12 protein-coding genes are annotated in these 14,421 nt (G+C 35.8%); 6 read left to right on the top strand and 6 right to left on the bottom strand.

What is annotated here, in order from left to right; translation table 11 throughout:
* Window positions 1–42: 42 nt before the first annotated feature.
* Window positions 43–498 (bottom strand): chemotaxis protein CheX, encoded by a 456-nt coding sequence (locus tag KGI01_RS12040; RefSeq protein ID WP_141274881.1) that lies wholly within the window; start codon window positions 496–498, stop codon window positions 43–45.
* A gap of 501 nt (window positions 499–999) precedes the next feature.
* Between KGI01_RS12040 and KGI01_RS12035 the strand changes: the two genes are divergently transcribed.
* From KGI01_RS12035 to KGI01_RS12020, 4 genes are all read left to right on the top strand, one after another.
* Window positions 1,000–4,614: a dynamin family protein gene (locus tag KGI01_RS12035; RefSeq protein WP_141274880.1), complete on the top strand. Its 3,615-nt coding sequence runs from the start codon at window positions 1,000–1,002 to the stop codon at window positions 4,612–4,614.
* Window positions 4,615–4,694: 80 nt separating this feature from the next.
* Window positions 4,695–5,678 carry a CAP domain-containing protein gene (locus tag KGI01_RS12030; RefSeq protein WP_141274879.1) on the top strand — a complete coding sequence of 328 codons (984 nt, stop codon included), beginning with the start codon at window positions 4,695–4,697 and terminating at the stop codon, window positions 5,676–5,678.
* A gap of 12 nt (window positions 5,679–5,690) precedes the next feature.
* Window positions 5,691–6,506: a sulfurtransferase gene (locus tag KGI01_RS12025; protein WP_141274878.1), complete on the top strand. Its 816-nt coding sequence runs from the start codon at window positions 5,691–5,693 to the stop codon at window positions 6,504–6,506.
* A gap of 72 nt (window positions 6,507–6,578) precedes the next feature.
* Window positions 6,579–7,253 carry a TerC family protein gene (locus KGI01_RS12020; RefSeq protein WP_141274877.1) on the top strand — a complete coding sequence of 225 codons (675 nt, stop codon included), beginning with the start codon at window positions 6,579–6,581 and terminating at the stop codon, window positions 7,251–7,253.
* A gap of 89 nt (window positions 7,254–7,342) precedes the next feature.
* Here the strand turns inward: KGI01_RS12020 and KGI01_RS12015 are convergent, their stop codons facing one another.
* Complete coding sequence (locus tag KGI01_RS12015; RefSeq protein WP_141274876.1) at window positions 7,343–7,552, bottom strand: helix-turn-helix domain-containing protein; 210 nt, start codon at window positions 7,550–7,552, stop codon at window positions 7,343–7,345.
* Window positions 7,553–7,771: 219 nt separating this feature from the next.
* On the opposite strand from KGI01_RS12015, the gene KGI01_RS12010 reads away from it, so the two are divergent.
* Window positions 7,772–8,260 (top strand): hypothetical protein, encoded by a 489-nt coding sequence (locus KGI01_RS12010; RefSeq protein ID WP_141274875.1) that lies wholly within the window; start codon window positions 7,772–7,774, stop codon window positions 8,258–8,260.
* A 15-nt stretch (window positions 8,261–8,275) separates the two neighbouring features.
* On the opposite strand, the gene KGI01_RS12005 is transcribed toward KGI01_RS12010, so the two are convergent.
* The 4 genes from KGI01_RS12005 to gdhA all read right to left on the bottom strand — a co-directional run bounded on the left by KGI01_RS12005 (window position 8,276) and on the right by gdhA (window position 13,648).
* Window positions 8,276–8,833, bottom strand: coding sequence for a hypothetical protein (locus KGI01_RS12005; protein ID WP_141274874.1), 558 nt, complete (start codon window positions 8,831–8,833; stop codon window positions 8,276–8,278).
* 60 nt (window positions 8,834–8,893) lie between these two features.
* Complete coding sequence (gene pepF / locus KGI01_RS12000; RefSeq protein WP_141274873.1) at window positions 8,894–10,702, bottom strand: oligoendopeptidase F; 1,809 nt, start codon at window positions 10,700–10,702, stop codon at window positions 8,894–8,896.
* Window positions 10,703–10,828: 126 nt separating this feature from the next.
* Entirely contained in the window at window positions 10,829–11,518 is a 690-nt protein-coding gene (locus tag KGI01_RS11995) for a phosphoribosylaminoimidazolesuccinocarboxamide synthase (RefSeq protein WP_141274872.1), read from the bottom strand.
* A 762-nt stretch (window positions 11,519–12,280) separates the two neighbouring features.
* A complete protein-coding gene (gdhA, locus tag KGI01_RS11990; RefSeq protein WP_141274871.1) occupies window positions 12,281–13,648 on the bottom strand; it encodes an NADP-specific glutamate dehydrogenase in 1,368 nt (455 codons plus the stop codon).
* A gap of 194 nt (window positions 13,649–13,842) precedes the next feature.
* Here gdhA and KGI01_RS11985 point away from each other — a divergent pair, with 194 nt between their 5' ends.
* Entirely contained in the window at window positions 13,843–14,301 is a 459-nt protein-coding gene (locus KGI01_RS11985) for a YaiI/YqxD family protein (protein WP_141274870.1), read from the top strand.
* Window positions 14,302–14,421: the final 120 nt, after the last annotated feature.

Below are 14,421 nucleotides of genomic sequence, written 5' to 3'. Positions count from 1 at the left end.
CTTTTAGGGAAAAGAAATTTCATCGCTCTCATGTATGTCGACTTAAGAAGCTTCAATAGATAAAAGCATTGTTACATGACCAATCTCATCCATTGAGATTGGCAAAGTGAATGTTTGTGTAGATATTGGTAAATGTGTCTCACTTACCATGACAGTTGGGGTAGTAATGTCTAACTGAATATTGTGTTCAGCACTATAAATACATAATTTACCAGCAACCATATTTCCAAATTCTCCAACGAACGATTCTAAAAGTTCGCCATCAATCTGAAACCCATATAATGACTCACATAGTTTTTGAAATGAATTGTGATTGCTATCAATAATCATACGTGCTTTTACATCACCAATTACATCAATCAAAACACTATATTCTAGATGCATATTAGGTGCAGTAAATGAAGAGGGAGACTGAATTGTAACTTGTTTTGGTGAAATTTCTTTGAAAGCGTGAATGATGCCGTTAAATAGTACTTGGTATTGAGCCGAAATACTCATACATACTCCCCTTTCTTCATGACTTTTAATCTATGATACACCGTTAGTTTAAAGAATACAATAAGAGAATTAATTGAGAAACTATTTCAATTAGATTGACAAAATAAAAAAAACTCGTTATGATAATGATAATCAATGACAATTAGAATTTAAAAATAAAAAATTATATTATCAAAAAGGGAGCGGTCATCATGCTTTTCGCACTTGTTGGAATGACAATCGTCGCTTGTGGTGTCACAGTTAAATACGTTTTATCAGAAACAACCGCACATTTGAAATAAATAAAATGATACTTTTGTTGCCGAATAGCTCACTTAGAGTTATTCGGTTTTTATATTTTTAAATAAATTTAATTTTTTCACGTAAAAAAATAACATAGAAGAAACGTAAAAATAAATAACTAAAATCTTCTGATTTGGAGCAATTTTTGTTTTTCCTTTTACAGACACATGATAGAATGGGATGAGTAACTACATATAGAAAAAGGAGATCGAGCCTTTCATGACTGTTTTTGAAGAAAAAATCCAATTATTATTGAAGAAAACTGCGTTACAGTACATGGTTTATAAAAAAAACGAAGACCATGAACGACTAGCAAAAACACAGCTTTTTGCTGAGAAGTTAATTAAGAAAGAATATGCAATTGGTTTTGCAGGTCATTTTTCTGCTGGTAAGTCGAGTATGATTAATGCGCTTACAGGTGACCAACTACTACCATCTAGCCCAATTCCGACAAGTGCTAATGTAGTTAAAGTGCATAAGTCAGAAGAAGATTATGCAATTGCTTATTTAGTAGGAGAAGATCCTGTTCGCTTTAACTCAGATTATGATATTAAAACTGTAAAAGAATTTGCAAAGAATGGTGCGTTAGTATCACAAATTGAGATTGGACATAGCCAGTCTGTATTACCGATGGGTGTTACAGTGATGGATACACCTGGAGTCGATTCCACAGATGACGCACACCGTATGTCAACAGAATCAGCACTTCACTTAGCGGATATTGTTTTTTACGTGATGGATTATAATCATGTGCAATCAGAATTGAACTTCCAATTTACGAAAACATTAATGAAGCATAACCCGAATGTGTATTTAATCGTGAACCAAGTAGATAAACATAAAGAACAAGAATTATCATTTGAAGAATTCAAACAGTCGGTTGCAGATTCATTTGCAAACTGGGGTGTTTATCCAAAAGGTATTTTCTTTACATCATTAAAAGCGAAAGATTTAGCTTATAACGATTTTGACCATGTAAAAGAAATTGTTATGAACAGTATGGATGGTTGGCAAGAGCAATTAATAGAAAATGCCGAAAATACATTAGCACAAATGCATGATGAACATGGACAATTTTTAGAACAAAATAAACAAAGTATTATGGAAAGCAATGAAGATTTACTATCTCAAAATGATTGGGCACGTAAGTTAGATATTTTAGATGAGTATCAATCTGTAGAGCGTCAACTTGAGTTATATTCAGTTGAAAAATGGGAAATGTCTTTCAATAATCAACGTGATGAATTACTTGAAAACGCTGTCTTAATGCCATTTGAATTACGTGATCGTTTAGCAAGCTATGCGGAATGTATGCAAAAAGACTTTAAAGTAGGTATGTTCTTTGCGGCGAAAAAGACGGAAGCAGAGCGCGCTCGTAGACGTGAAGACCTATATGATCGCTATAAATCAGTTGTTCAAAACCAAATTACAGGTCATATGTTGAACTTAATGAAGAGCTCTTTAAGAGAAGTTGGTGCTTTAACAGATGAATTATCACTTGAAATTGATGAATTCAAATTAGATATCCCATTCTCTGTTATTGAAGATGAGATGCGCATTGATGCAGTAGCAGGAGACGCTTTACTGAACTTCGCAAATCGTGTTGTTTCGGCTACACGTATGTGGTTCAAACGTGCAACAGATGACTGGAAGCGTGAGAAAATGGCGTATATTCAAGAATTATCGCTTGTAAAAGTAGAACCTCTGAAAAAGAAAAAAGCAGCGATGACTGAAAAAGTAGCAATCATCAATGATGTACTTCATATTGAAGAACAACAAAAATACTTTGAAGTTCAGAAAAATGTCGATGTACGTACACTGAATAAAGAAGCAGATGGTTATATGGAGCGCTGGATTAAAGGGGAAAAAGAAGCGCGTAAACATATGCGTGTATTCGATCCATCTATGATTGCTGTGGAAGAAAAACAAGAAGAGGAACAAGCGGATGACGATGCATCACAATCTACTTATAATGTTCAGCTAGACCAAGCAATTCAAAAAGCATTAAAAACAGCACATGCAGTAGAACCGATTGCTGGTTTCCAGGAAGTATCAAACTACTTGAAAAATAAAGTCGCACGTTTAGAAGAAAAAGACTTTACAATTGCTTTATTCGGTGCATTTAGTGCGGGGAAATCTTCTTTCTCAAATGCTTTAATGGGTCAAAAAGTGTTACCTGTATCACCGAACCCAACAACAGCAGCGATTAATAAGATTCGTCCTGTATCACCTGACCATCCACATGAAACAGCAGATGTAAAATTAAAAACAGTCGAACAAATGACAGAAGATATTGTGGCCTCTTATGGTGCAATTGGTGTTCACGTTACATCTTTAGATGATGCCTATGCAAAAGCACAAAAAGCACTTGATGTGGAATTAACAGATGAGCGCTTACATGTTCATAAATCATTTGTACGTGCATTTGCACAAAGTTATGAAGAATTTAAAGACGTATTAGGCACAACAATTCGTACAGAGCGCGAAGAATTCGAACGCTTTGTTGCACAAGAAAATCGTAGTTGTTTCGTTGATTCAATTGATTTCTACTTCGACTGTGAATTAACACGTCTAGGCGTTACGTTAGTTGATACACCAGGAGCAGACTCAATTAACGCGCGTCACACAGGTGTTGCTTTTGAATACATTCGTAATGCGGATGCGATTCTATTCATTACGTACTATAATCATGCTTTCGCAAAAGCTGACCGTGAATTCTTAATTCAATTAGGGCGTGTAAAAGATGCCTTCGAATTAGATAAGATGTTCTTCGTCGTAAATGCGATTGACTTAGCAGCAGATGAAGAAGAAGCAGAAGATGTAAAAGCGTATGTACGCAACGAATTATTACGTTTTGGTATCCGTAAACCACGTCTATTTGGTGTGAGTAGTCTACTTGCTTTACAAGAAAAAGTGGAACAGACAGAACTTGCTTCTGGTATGCCTGCTTTTGAGGAAAGTTTCCATCATTTCTTATCAGAAGAATTAATGGCTCTTGCAGTTCAAGCTTTAGTAGAGGAAACAGATAAGACGATAGAGCGTTTATCATCACTGATTCGTCAAACAGAGGAAAACTTATCGCGTAAAGATGAGCGTCTAAAAGAATTAGACCAAATTGAACAATTTGTTCGCTCGTCTATGGAAAAAACGGCAGCTGCTGTAATTGAACGTGATGTGGCACAAGAGCAAAAAGAGTTACTATACTATGTATTACAACGTGTATATTTCCGTTATACAGATTTCTTTAAAGAATCGTATAACCCAACGGTATTTAATACAAAATCAACATCAGATGCACTTGAGTTTGCACTCACTGAATTAATGCAAAGTCTAGGCTTCGACTTTGAACAAGAGATGCGTGTAACAAACTTCCGAATTTCAAAAATGATTGTGACAAAAATTTCAGAACGTTATACAGCAGATGTTCGTCGCCTACGTGATGTCAATGAGAGCTTCAGCTTCACACCATTTGAAGTAGAAGACCCAGCTATTTTAGATTATACAGGTCCATTTAAAGACCCATTCAAATATAAAGCTGTCAATAAATATTATAAAAATCAAAAAGCCTTCTTTGAGAATAATGATCGTATTTTATTACGTGATGCACTTGAAGAGATGTCAAAACCAGATGCACAAGCTTATTTAGATGAGCAGTCTGCACGTATGACTACGTGGGCAGAAGAACAGATTCAAGCGATTGCGGAGCAATTGAAACAACATATTGAAAATCAAGCACTTGAACAGCTTGATACAGAACGTTCGCTGCTTCAAGAAGATAGTAAACTAGCGGAATGGAAATCAATCTTTGAAGAGCTTGTAGAAGCAACAGTATAAATAAAAGAAGAACGCATGCGACTATAAAGCATCCATTGATTCCACAATTTCGTCTAATGATAATAGATTGAGGTGATCAAATGAGAAAATTATTCGCATGGGTTCTCTTTTTTGTCTTAATTTTAGGTTCCTATCAAGCTATTCAATATGCGCTTGATCGACCTGAATTGTCGAGAATGTTTTCAGAAGTAAAAGAAACAGTGGATCAATCTATTGATACTTTCTCAGATAAAAAAGAGGAAAAAGCGAAAAATATTGTATTGAAAGATACAACAGGTAAACAAAAAGGAACATTTACCAATGAATACGGTGAGCAATGGCAAATGATGCACAATGGTTATGAGCAATTCACACTTGAATCATCGAATGGTAAGGGCGGTTATATTGCAGGACAGGGGCGTACATTATTTAACACAACAATTGGTGAGACGACATATGGAGAGGTACAAAAACAGTACGGTGCACCTTTAGATGAAATTCGTAAAGGCACTAAGATCTTTAAAATGAATGATGATAATAAAAAAGAGATGTTATTATATGAAATAGATGGATACTACGTGACGTTTTTCTTTGATGTTCATAATGCAAATCGCTTACGCGCAATTCAATATATTCCATATAATGTGGAACAGAAAAAAGAAGGATTTTATGGTCCTTCATCGAATGCTTTACGTACGGGGTTTGAACAGTTGATGATTGAACTGATGAATCAAGCACGTGTAGAACATGGATTAAAGCCACTTATTTATGACAAGGGATTAACAGCTCAAGCACGCGCACATAGTCAAGATATGATTGACCAAAACTATTTTTCACACACAGGAAGTAATGGAAGCACACCTGAATCACGTATGAAAAATGCGGGTTATTTGAACGAGCATTTCTATGCAGAGAATTTAGCTTATGGGCAGTACAGTAGTATTTTTGCTCATGAAGGTTTGATGAATAGTTTAGGACATCGTAAAAATATCTTAAACAAAGATCTGACACATGCAGGTGTGGGTGTTGCATTTGATGCTGAAAATGTGCCGTACTACACGATTAATTTTTATACACCATTTTAAGGGGGACTCTGTATGGGACACGTATTTATTCAAGCAAAGGATATACCAGCAAATGAACAAGCTGTATGGATTGACGCACGCTATGACTTAGCAGATAGCGTATATGGTCGTGCGCAATATGATATAGAACATATTGTTAGTGCGGTACACTGGGATTTAACGAAAGATTTATCTGACATGACAAAAGAAAAAAGTGGACGTCATCCGATGCCAACTAAAGAACAATTACACGACCTATTTGAAAAAGCCGGTATCACATATGAAACACCTATTTACATCTATGATGGTGGTGGTGAACCGTTTGCTACGAGAGCGTATTGGTTATTACAATATGGTGGTTTTACAAATGCGCGCGTCATTGCAGATGGTCTAGAAGGCTTAAAGCAAGCAGGTTTTGAGACAACAACCGTTGAACCGAATCCAGTGCGTTCTAATTTAAATATTGATTGGCAAGATCAAATTTATGTAGATCGTTCCTATGTTAAAGAAGTAACAGAAGGTAAGCACGATAAAGTGTTAATTGATGCGCGTGCTCATCGTCGCTATATTGGTGAAATCGAGCCACTTGATCCTATTGCAGGACACATTCCAACTGCACGAAATTTTGATTGGGAACAGCTAAAAAAGGGGAATACGTTATTTATAAATGACGAAATAAAAAAAGTTGCTTCCAAAGATGAAAATATTATTGTGTATTGTGGTAGTGGTGTATCTGCGTCGCCACTTTACGCTGTATTAAAAGAATTAGGATACGAACATGTTCAACTTTATACAGGGAGTTATAGTGATTGGGTGATGCATTATCCAATTGCGACAGGAGAAGAATAGTCGATTTTTTCCTTTTTAAAACGCTAAAAGAGGCGTACAATAAAGGAAGTAACTGTAGAAAGAAGGAACAACATGGATATCGAATTTCTATCCAAAATTTTATCCATCATCTTACTTGATTTAGTATTAAGTGGAGATAATGCGGTTGTTATTGCGCTCGCAACTCGAAAGTTGAAGCCTGAACAACGGAAAAAAGCAATATTGATTGGTACAGGTGGAGCAATTGCTTTACGTGTTATTTTAACAGTCATTGCTGTTCAATTATTAGCGATTCCATTTGTTAAAGTGGTCGGTGGTTTATTACTATTCTATATTGCATGGGATTTACTGAAGTCAAACGGAGAAGATGCAGATGTAGAGAGTGGTAGTACGTTATTCGCAGCTGTACGTACAATTATCGTCGCTGACTTCGTTATGAGTTTAGATAATGTTCTTGCGATTGCAGGTGTAGCAGATGGGCATGTTGGTTTAGCAGCACTTGGACTATTAATTAGTATTCCGATTATCATTTTTGGTAGCCAATTAATCATTAAACTGATGAATAAATTCCCGCTACTTATTTGGCTGGGGGCGCTCTTGATTGCCTACACAGCAGGCAGTATGGTAGTTAGCGATCGTTATGGTAAGTATCTAGTTGACTGGACATTCCCGGCGATGACACAATTAATCCCAATTATTTTCTGTATTTTATTAGTATTAATTGGTGTTTGGACAAAACGTGTACAAACAAGAAAATTCCGTTCATAAAAAAACTTGAGTCACTTATATGTGGCTCAAGTTTTTTTATGCAATTACTTATAAATGGTAATCTATCAACCAATGAATTCCGTGCATAGTTAAACATTCAACCGCAATTGATAAATTTTGCGTGGTCGTCCTGTTTGACGGGGGAATTCTTCTACAACCACTTTTGCAAGCCCTGTCATTTCAAGTTCATTTAAAATACGGCGCGTACTACGCGGTGTCATTTGTAAGTATTGTGCGAGTTCATTAGCAGAGAATTGTTCTGTACCATGCTTATGAATAATCGATGATAATTTTTGCACAGTAAAGTGAGAGACTATATATAAATTGAAAGAAGGGGATTACTACTATGCAGTCCTCTTTCATTTTACATAAAATTAAATATTAAGAGATAATTACTTCTTTTCGTATGATTTGATGGTTGTTATAGTTTTTTTCTTGCAATAAGTTCAAAAGAGAAGGAGGATATAGATGAAAAGGATACAACATCTATTTTAATGAATTAAGAAAGAGGTATGAAAATGGCTGTTTATCATAATTTTGAATTTGTTAATGAAAGAAATGATTGTATGATTGCAAAAATTAATATAGAAGATATTTTTTTAGATTATGTAATAGAACAACAAGCATATGAGGTTGATCGTCTTTATAATTTGATCCCATCAATTAATCCTAGCTATGTTAAAGAACCTTATAGAAGTAAAGTCCCGAGTGATAAGGGGCTCAATTATTGTGGGATATCTGTTATTAATCATTATAGTTTTGATTACTTGAAAAAAATATTTCTAGAATGGATAGATGTATTAGAAGAACTAGATAATGAATATTATTATCCTTATTTAGTTAATTTGAATGAAGATGAATTAGCTGAGATTTCTTTTGAAGAAATGAAGGAATTAAAAGAAGCATTTTTTGTTAAGTCTGAAGCTCTGAAAAAACTAAATACATGTATGCATTATCTAGAAATAATGAATTCTGCTGATATTGTAATTTATTATTATGGAATTTAATGTGAATGTACTTTTTTATTCATGCATATGTAAGACGCCGACCACTTCTGAAACATATGCTTTTTTAGTAGCTACGCATTTTTTCTGATGAAAGACGTAGGCATAGACCTCATCAAAAAAGTTTTTAGCACTTTCTTGTGAATACGTTCTAAAAATTAACATTGCTTGCGGGACATTGCACATCTTTTTGACATGTTGAAGTAATTTTTCAATGCGTTGATCGTTTCGAACATTTAAAATGCCGATTGCATACATGGGTGAAAGTTCACGTTTATAAAATAATTTTTCCAATGTTTCCATATCTTTTTTAAAATAATTTTCACGTTCTAAATGTAAAATAAAATCGTGCCAATATGTACCGTCAAAACCATCCCACCAAGTTAAATCCATCGGGCGATTTAAACCATTGCACGTATCTTCCGTATAGGCATGGTATCCGAGCATCGAACCAAGTCGTGAAAAATATGCTATTTCTGTCATTGTAAAAGAGTGTTTACCGTGGTCGACTGTTAAATGGAATGTATGATAATTTCCCACATACCCATCAAATAATTTCATTAAATCAAATTGCATTCATGTTCCTCATTTCATAAGAAAAAAATCGTGCGATGATTGCACGATTTTTTCTGTCTATTAATCACCAATTTGTTCAGTTAGTTCTTCTAATTGTGTAATTAATTCACCAATAAAGGCGATTGTATCTTGTAGTGGTTGGTCTGTTGTTAAGTCAATACCAGCCATTTTTGCTAAATCAACAGGTGATTTTGTACCGCCTGCTTCTAATGTGCGAATCCAATCTTGTACCGCAGTATCACCTTCTTTTAGAATACGTTGTGATACTTGTGTTGAGATTGTTAAGCCAGCGCTATATGTGTAAGGGTATAAGCCCATGTAATAGTGTGGTTGGCGCATCCATGTAAGTTCGGCACCGTCATTAATATCAACCGCATCACCCCAGAATTCTTCTAAAACCGAGCGTTTTAAGTCATTTAAAATCGAAGCAGATAGCGATTGACCTGCATCAATTTTTTCATACACTTTGCGCTGGAATGCAGCTTCTAGTAAATGCGTTACAAAATTATGATAGTATGTGCGTGCAACAATTGTTGAGATTACCCAGCGTTTGAAACGTGGATCTTCTGAGTTTTGTAGCAGGTGATTCGCCATTAACATTTCGTTCATAGTTGATGGTGCTTCGACAAAGTAAGTCGATGATTCACTATTTAATAGTGATTGTTCACGCTGTGCATATCGGAAGTGTCCAGCATGACCTAATTCATGTGCTAGAACGAATACTTCATTCATACGACTTGTCCAAGAGATTAAAATGTATGAATGTGAACCATATGGACTTGCACAGAATGCACCTGTTGATTTTCCTTCATTTTGCGCAAAGTCAATCCAGCGCTGCTCGAAAGAATCGTCAATCATTTGAAGATAATCTTCACCCATTACACCAAGTGCCTTCTTCAAGTATTCTTTTGATTCTGGAATCGTAATACTTGGTTCATAAGATGGATCTAATGAAATTTTTAGGTCAGCGAATGTCATGTTTTCTAAACCATGTACTTTTTGAAGTAACTTTGCATAACGGCGCATATGCGGTGCAAGTTCTTTCATTGTTACATCAATTTGACGGTTATAAAGTGTGCGGTCAACTTCCTGCTCATCAAGTAAATAATCAATAACTGAATCGTAACCACGTAAATCAGCCATCGTTTTTTCAGTTTGTACATGTGTTTGATACGTTTTGGCAGTCGTGTGTAAGTAATGACGCAGTTGTTTTGAAAAAGCATCAAATGCTGCACGACGAACCGGAGTATTACTCTCTAATTCCCAATCGCCTTCAAATAAATTATAATTTAGCGGATAATTTTCACCATCTACTGTGAAGTCAGGGAATTTTAAATCGACTAATTTCGTTGTGTTGTATAGACCGTAAGCTGCTTGGAATGTACCTGACAGAGAAGCTAGAACACGCTCTGTTTCAGGGCTAAGTTGATGTGCTTTTTGGTCGATTAAACGTTTAATATAATGCGCATAAGTAGGTGCAAGTTGTTTTGCTTCTTCTAAAACTTCATTTGATAAAGCAAGTAAATCACTCATCACAAATGATAATTTTGCATCGATTTTTGCCGCCATTGTTGAAAAATCACTTGCACGAATTGCAGCAGCTTCGTTTGTTTGATCTGTTTCAACATCTAACTCGGCATAAGAGCCAATGATATATAAATCAGCTAAAACTTTTTCATAATCAACAAATAATGTTGATAAATCTTCTGCTTTTTGAATATGATTTGTCCATTTTGCTACAAAAGCATCAACATCTTGTTGGATTTTTGTAATGGCAGCATCATATGCAGCATCATCTTGGATTAAATAACGTAAGTCCCATTTTTCTTGTTCTGGAACATCTTGACGAAGTGGAAAACTTTCGTACATAAAAAAACCCCCTTGATTCTTCGGTATTCGAAGTAATAACTTTAGTATATAATACTTCGAATAATTCGACAATTATTGTTCGAAAAAAAAAGACCCTATCTCTGAGTTGAGACAGGGCAATGCGTATTATTCAGGAGCTAACATAATTTTTTCAAGTTCAAGAGGCTCGATATATTCAGTTCCGCGGAACGCACGCATGTTACCACCTGAAATTTCATCAATTAATAAAATTTCATTTGTTTTCGCATCGCGACCAAATTCAAGTTTAATATCATATAACTCAAGATCTTTTTTCGCTAGTTCATCTTTAACGAAAGACGCAATTTTTTGTGTAGCTTCTTTTAGCGTCGCGTACTCATCTTTTGTTAAGATAGCAAGTTGTGCAAGTGCATCTTCTGAAATGGGTGGGTCTAAACGGTCATCATCTTTAATCGTTACTTCTACAAAAGCATCAAGAGGTTGACCTTCTTCAACATATGCACCGTAACGTTTTAAGAAACTACCAACTGCGCGGAAACGACAGATCACTTCAAGACCTTTACCAAAAACAGTTGCAGGTTTTACCGTCATTGTTGCCTCATCCATATTTGAAGAAACGAAGTGTGTTGGTACACCTATCTCATTTAATTTTTCATAGAAAAATGTTGTTAAACGTAACCCAGCAAGACCTACACCATCAATTGTTAAACCAACTGTATTAGCGCCTGGATCGAATACACCGTTTTCACCTGTAACATCATCTTTGAATTTTAATAAAAAGTGACCATCTTCTAATTCGAAAACATTCTTTGTTTTACCTTCGTACTTCAAAAACATGATAAATCCCCCTAATGTTCGTTTATTATCTCTAAAAATCTTTTTAAAATACATTTAGTTCGTTTTTAACGCTTTTAAAACGATTATTTATAGTTATATTATAATTTATAATTCGTATTTTGTGAAGGGTGCATACCCATTTATTTCCGAATGTCCCGATTGGATGAGCGAGTGACCCAAATAGATGGGTGAATGACCCGATTGTTAGAGCGAATGCCCCAATCACTTCGACGAGTGGCCCGTTTCGCCACCCGAATGTTCGATTTCACCCAATCATAGTGAAATGAAGTCCTCTTGAATTACTCAAAAGCCTTGAAGAAAGTACAAAAGTGAGTAATTAAGGTTTTTTAGGCGAGTGACCCGTTTTCGCCCTCGAATGTCCCGTTTGAACGGGTGAATGACCCGAACCGAGGAACGAATGCCTCATTTGGAAATACGAATGCCCCGTTTTGCTACTCGAATGTTCGAATTCACACAATCATAGTGAAATGAAGTCCTCTTGAATTACTCAAAAACCTTGAAGAAAGTGCAGAAAGTGAGTAATTAAAGTCTTTTAGGCGAGTGACCCATTTTCGTCCTCGAATGACCCAGATAGACGAGTGAATGTTCCAAACTAACATCCGAGTGACCCAATCACTCAATCGAGTGACCCGTTTCGTCGCCCAAATGTTTGATTTCGTCCTAGACAAGGTAACTTAAGACGCCCGAAACCATAAAAAAGCAGAAATCGTTCATACCGATTTCTGCTTTTTTTCTTTATAATTAGATGATGCCTTGTGCGATCATTGCATCGGCAACTTTTAGGAAACCAGCGATATTTGCGCCGATTAAAAGGTTGTTTTCGTGACCGAATTCTTTTGCAGCTTCACGACTATTTTTATAAATGTTACGCATAATTTCATGTAATTTTGCATCAACTTCTTCAAATGTCCAGAACATGCGCATGCTGTTTTGTGCCATTTCAAGAGCAGATACAGCTACACCACCAGCATTTGCAGCTTTTGCAGGTGCGAATAATACGTTATTTTCAAAATATAAATCAATTGCTTCCAATGTTGAAGGCATATTGGCACCTTCGCCGACAGCTTTAACACCGTTTGCGATTAATGTTTTCGCAGCATCTGCATCAATTTCATTTTGCGTTGCACATGGAAGTGCGATATCACAAGGAATTGACCAAATGTTTTCGCATCCTTCTACATAAGTTGCTTCTGGATGTGCGTCGATATATTCTTTAATACGACCACCGCGAACTTCTTTAATATCTTTCACTGTATCTAACTTGATGCCAGAAGGGTCATGAATGTAACCATCTGAATCTGAGCAGGCTACCACAAGTGCACCGAGTTGTTGCGCTTTTTCAATTGCGTATGTTGATACATTACCTGAACCAGATACGACAACTGTTTGGTTTTCAAATGTTGCATTGATTTCTTTTAACATTTCTTGTACAAAGTAAACTGTACCGTAACCTGTTGCTTCTTTACGTGCAAGAGAACCACCAAAACGTGGTAACTTACCTGTAATTACGCCTGGTAAATAAGAAGCTTTAATACGATTGTATTGTCCAAATAAGAAACCAATTTCGCGTGCACCAACACCAATATCGCCGGCAGGAACATCTTCGTGTGGTCCAATATACTTGTGTAATTCCGTCATGAACGCTTGGCAGAATCGCATGATTTCTGAATCAGATTTTCCTTTTGGATCGAAGTCTGATCCCCCCTTAGCACCGCCAATCGGTTGGCCTGTTAAAGAGTTCTTGAAAATTTGTTCGAAACCTAGGAATTTAATGATGCTTTCGTTTACCGAAGGGTGGAAACGTAATCCACCTTTGTAAGGGCCGATTGCTGAACTGTATTGTACACGGAAACCGCGGTTTACTTGTACTTTACCGTTATCATCTTCCCAAGCAACACGGAATTTTACAACACGTTCTGGTTCGATAATCCGCTCAAGTAAACTTGCTTCCATATATTCTGGACGCTTTGCGAAAACAGGTGCTAGAGAATAGATGATTTCTTTCACTGCTTGTAAAAATTCTGGCTCATGTGCATGTGTTGCTTCTAAGTTTTTATAAACTTCATCGATATAATGCATTGCTACTTGTTCTGAATTCATTGTTACCATAAATTTAAAACCCCCATGTGTTATTCTTGTATTGGCATAACTATAACGAAATTTTTTAAATTTTTCAATTGTCCGATTTTTATAATCATGCAATATTAATGTATTTTTATTCATGTAAGCGTTACCGAATGAATATGCCAAAAAGAGATTGATTTCATCTCTTTTTGTAATTTAAAAGGAAAGGAAGGATTTTTTTGTTAAAAGTGCATATCGACGCAGATGGTTGTCCAGTTGTTTTATCGACAGTCAACATCGCTCAAAAATCTCAAATAACTCCTATCATTTATTGTGATACATCGCATGAAATTCGTGTGGAAGGAGTGGAAACGAAAATCGTGTCAAAAGGCATGGATGCTGTAGATTTCGCTATTTTAAATACCGTTTCAAAAGGCGATATTGTCGTAACACAAGACTATGGTTTAGCGGCAATGGTACTGGCTAAAGGTGCTTATTGTATCGATCAAAACGGACGTGAATTCACGAACGAAAACATCGATCAATTATTATTTACACGTCATGTTGGACAAAAGATTCGACAAGCGGGAGGACGTACAAAAGGACCGAAAAAACGTCAAAAGGATGCAAATGAAATATACGAAAAAAAATTTAAACAACTTTGTGAACGAGCAAAAATACAGGCTGAGAAAGCATAATTGATATCAAAAAGAGATAAGAATAATCGAAAGGGAATATATATTTATGCATTTTCACCTCTAAAAATATATTCGGTCAAAAGACGAAGAGGTGTTGAATAGGAATCTTGGCGTTTGAAA

The sequence above is a fragment of the Kurthia gibsonii genome, assembly GCF_006539985.1.
GTDB classification, from domain to species: Bacteria; Bacillota; Bacilli; order Bacillales_A; family Planococcaceae; genus Kurthia; species Kurthia gibsonii.
Note: the sequence above shows the minus strand (reverse complement) of the source record. Positions and strands in the feature narration are given on the sequence as shown.

Excerpts from the sequence above, each read along its gene's own strand:
- KGI01_RS12040 (WP_141274881.1), bottom strand. The coding sequence starts at position 498 with ATGAGTATTTCGGCTCAATACCAAGTACTATTTAACGGCATCATTCAC.
- KGI01_RS12035 (WP_141274880.1), top strand. The coding sequence starts at position 1,000 with ATGACTGTTTTTGAAGAAAAAATCCAATTATTATTGAAGAAAACTGCG.
- KGI01_RS12030 (WP_141274879.1), top strand. The coding sequence starts at position 4,695 with ATGAGAAAATTATTCGCATGGGTTCTCTTTTTTGTCTTAATTTTAGGT.
- KGI01_RS12025 (WP_141274878.1), top strand. The coding sequence starts at position 5,691 with ATGGGACACGTATTTATTCAAGCAAAGGATATACCAGCAAATGAACAA.
- KGI01_RS12020 (WP_141274877.1), top strand. The coding sequence starts at position 6,579 with ATGGATATCGAATTTCTATCCAAAATTTTATCCATCATCTTACTTGAT.
- KGI01_RS12010 (WP_141274875.1), top strand. The coding sequence starts at position 7,772 with ATGGCTGTTTATCATAATTTTGAATTTGTTAATGAAAGAAATGATTGT.
- KGI01_RS12005 (WP_141274874.1), bottom strand. The coding sequence starts at position 8,833 with ATGCAATTTGATTTAATGAAATTATTTGATGGGTATGTGGGAAATTAT.
- pepF (WP_141274873.1), bottom strand. The coding sequence starts at position 10,702 with ATGTACGAAAGTTTTCCACTTCGTCAAGATGTTCCAGAACAAGAAAAA.
- KGI01_RS11995 (WP_141274872.1), bottom strand. The coding sequence starts at position 11,518 with ATGTTTTTGAAGTACGAAGGTAAAACAAAGAATGTTTTCGAATTAGAA.
- gdhA (WP_141274871.1), bottom strand. The coding sequence starts at position 13,648 with ATGGTAACAATGAATTCAGAACAAGTAGCAATGCATTATATCGATGAA.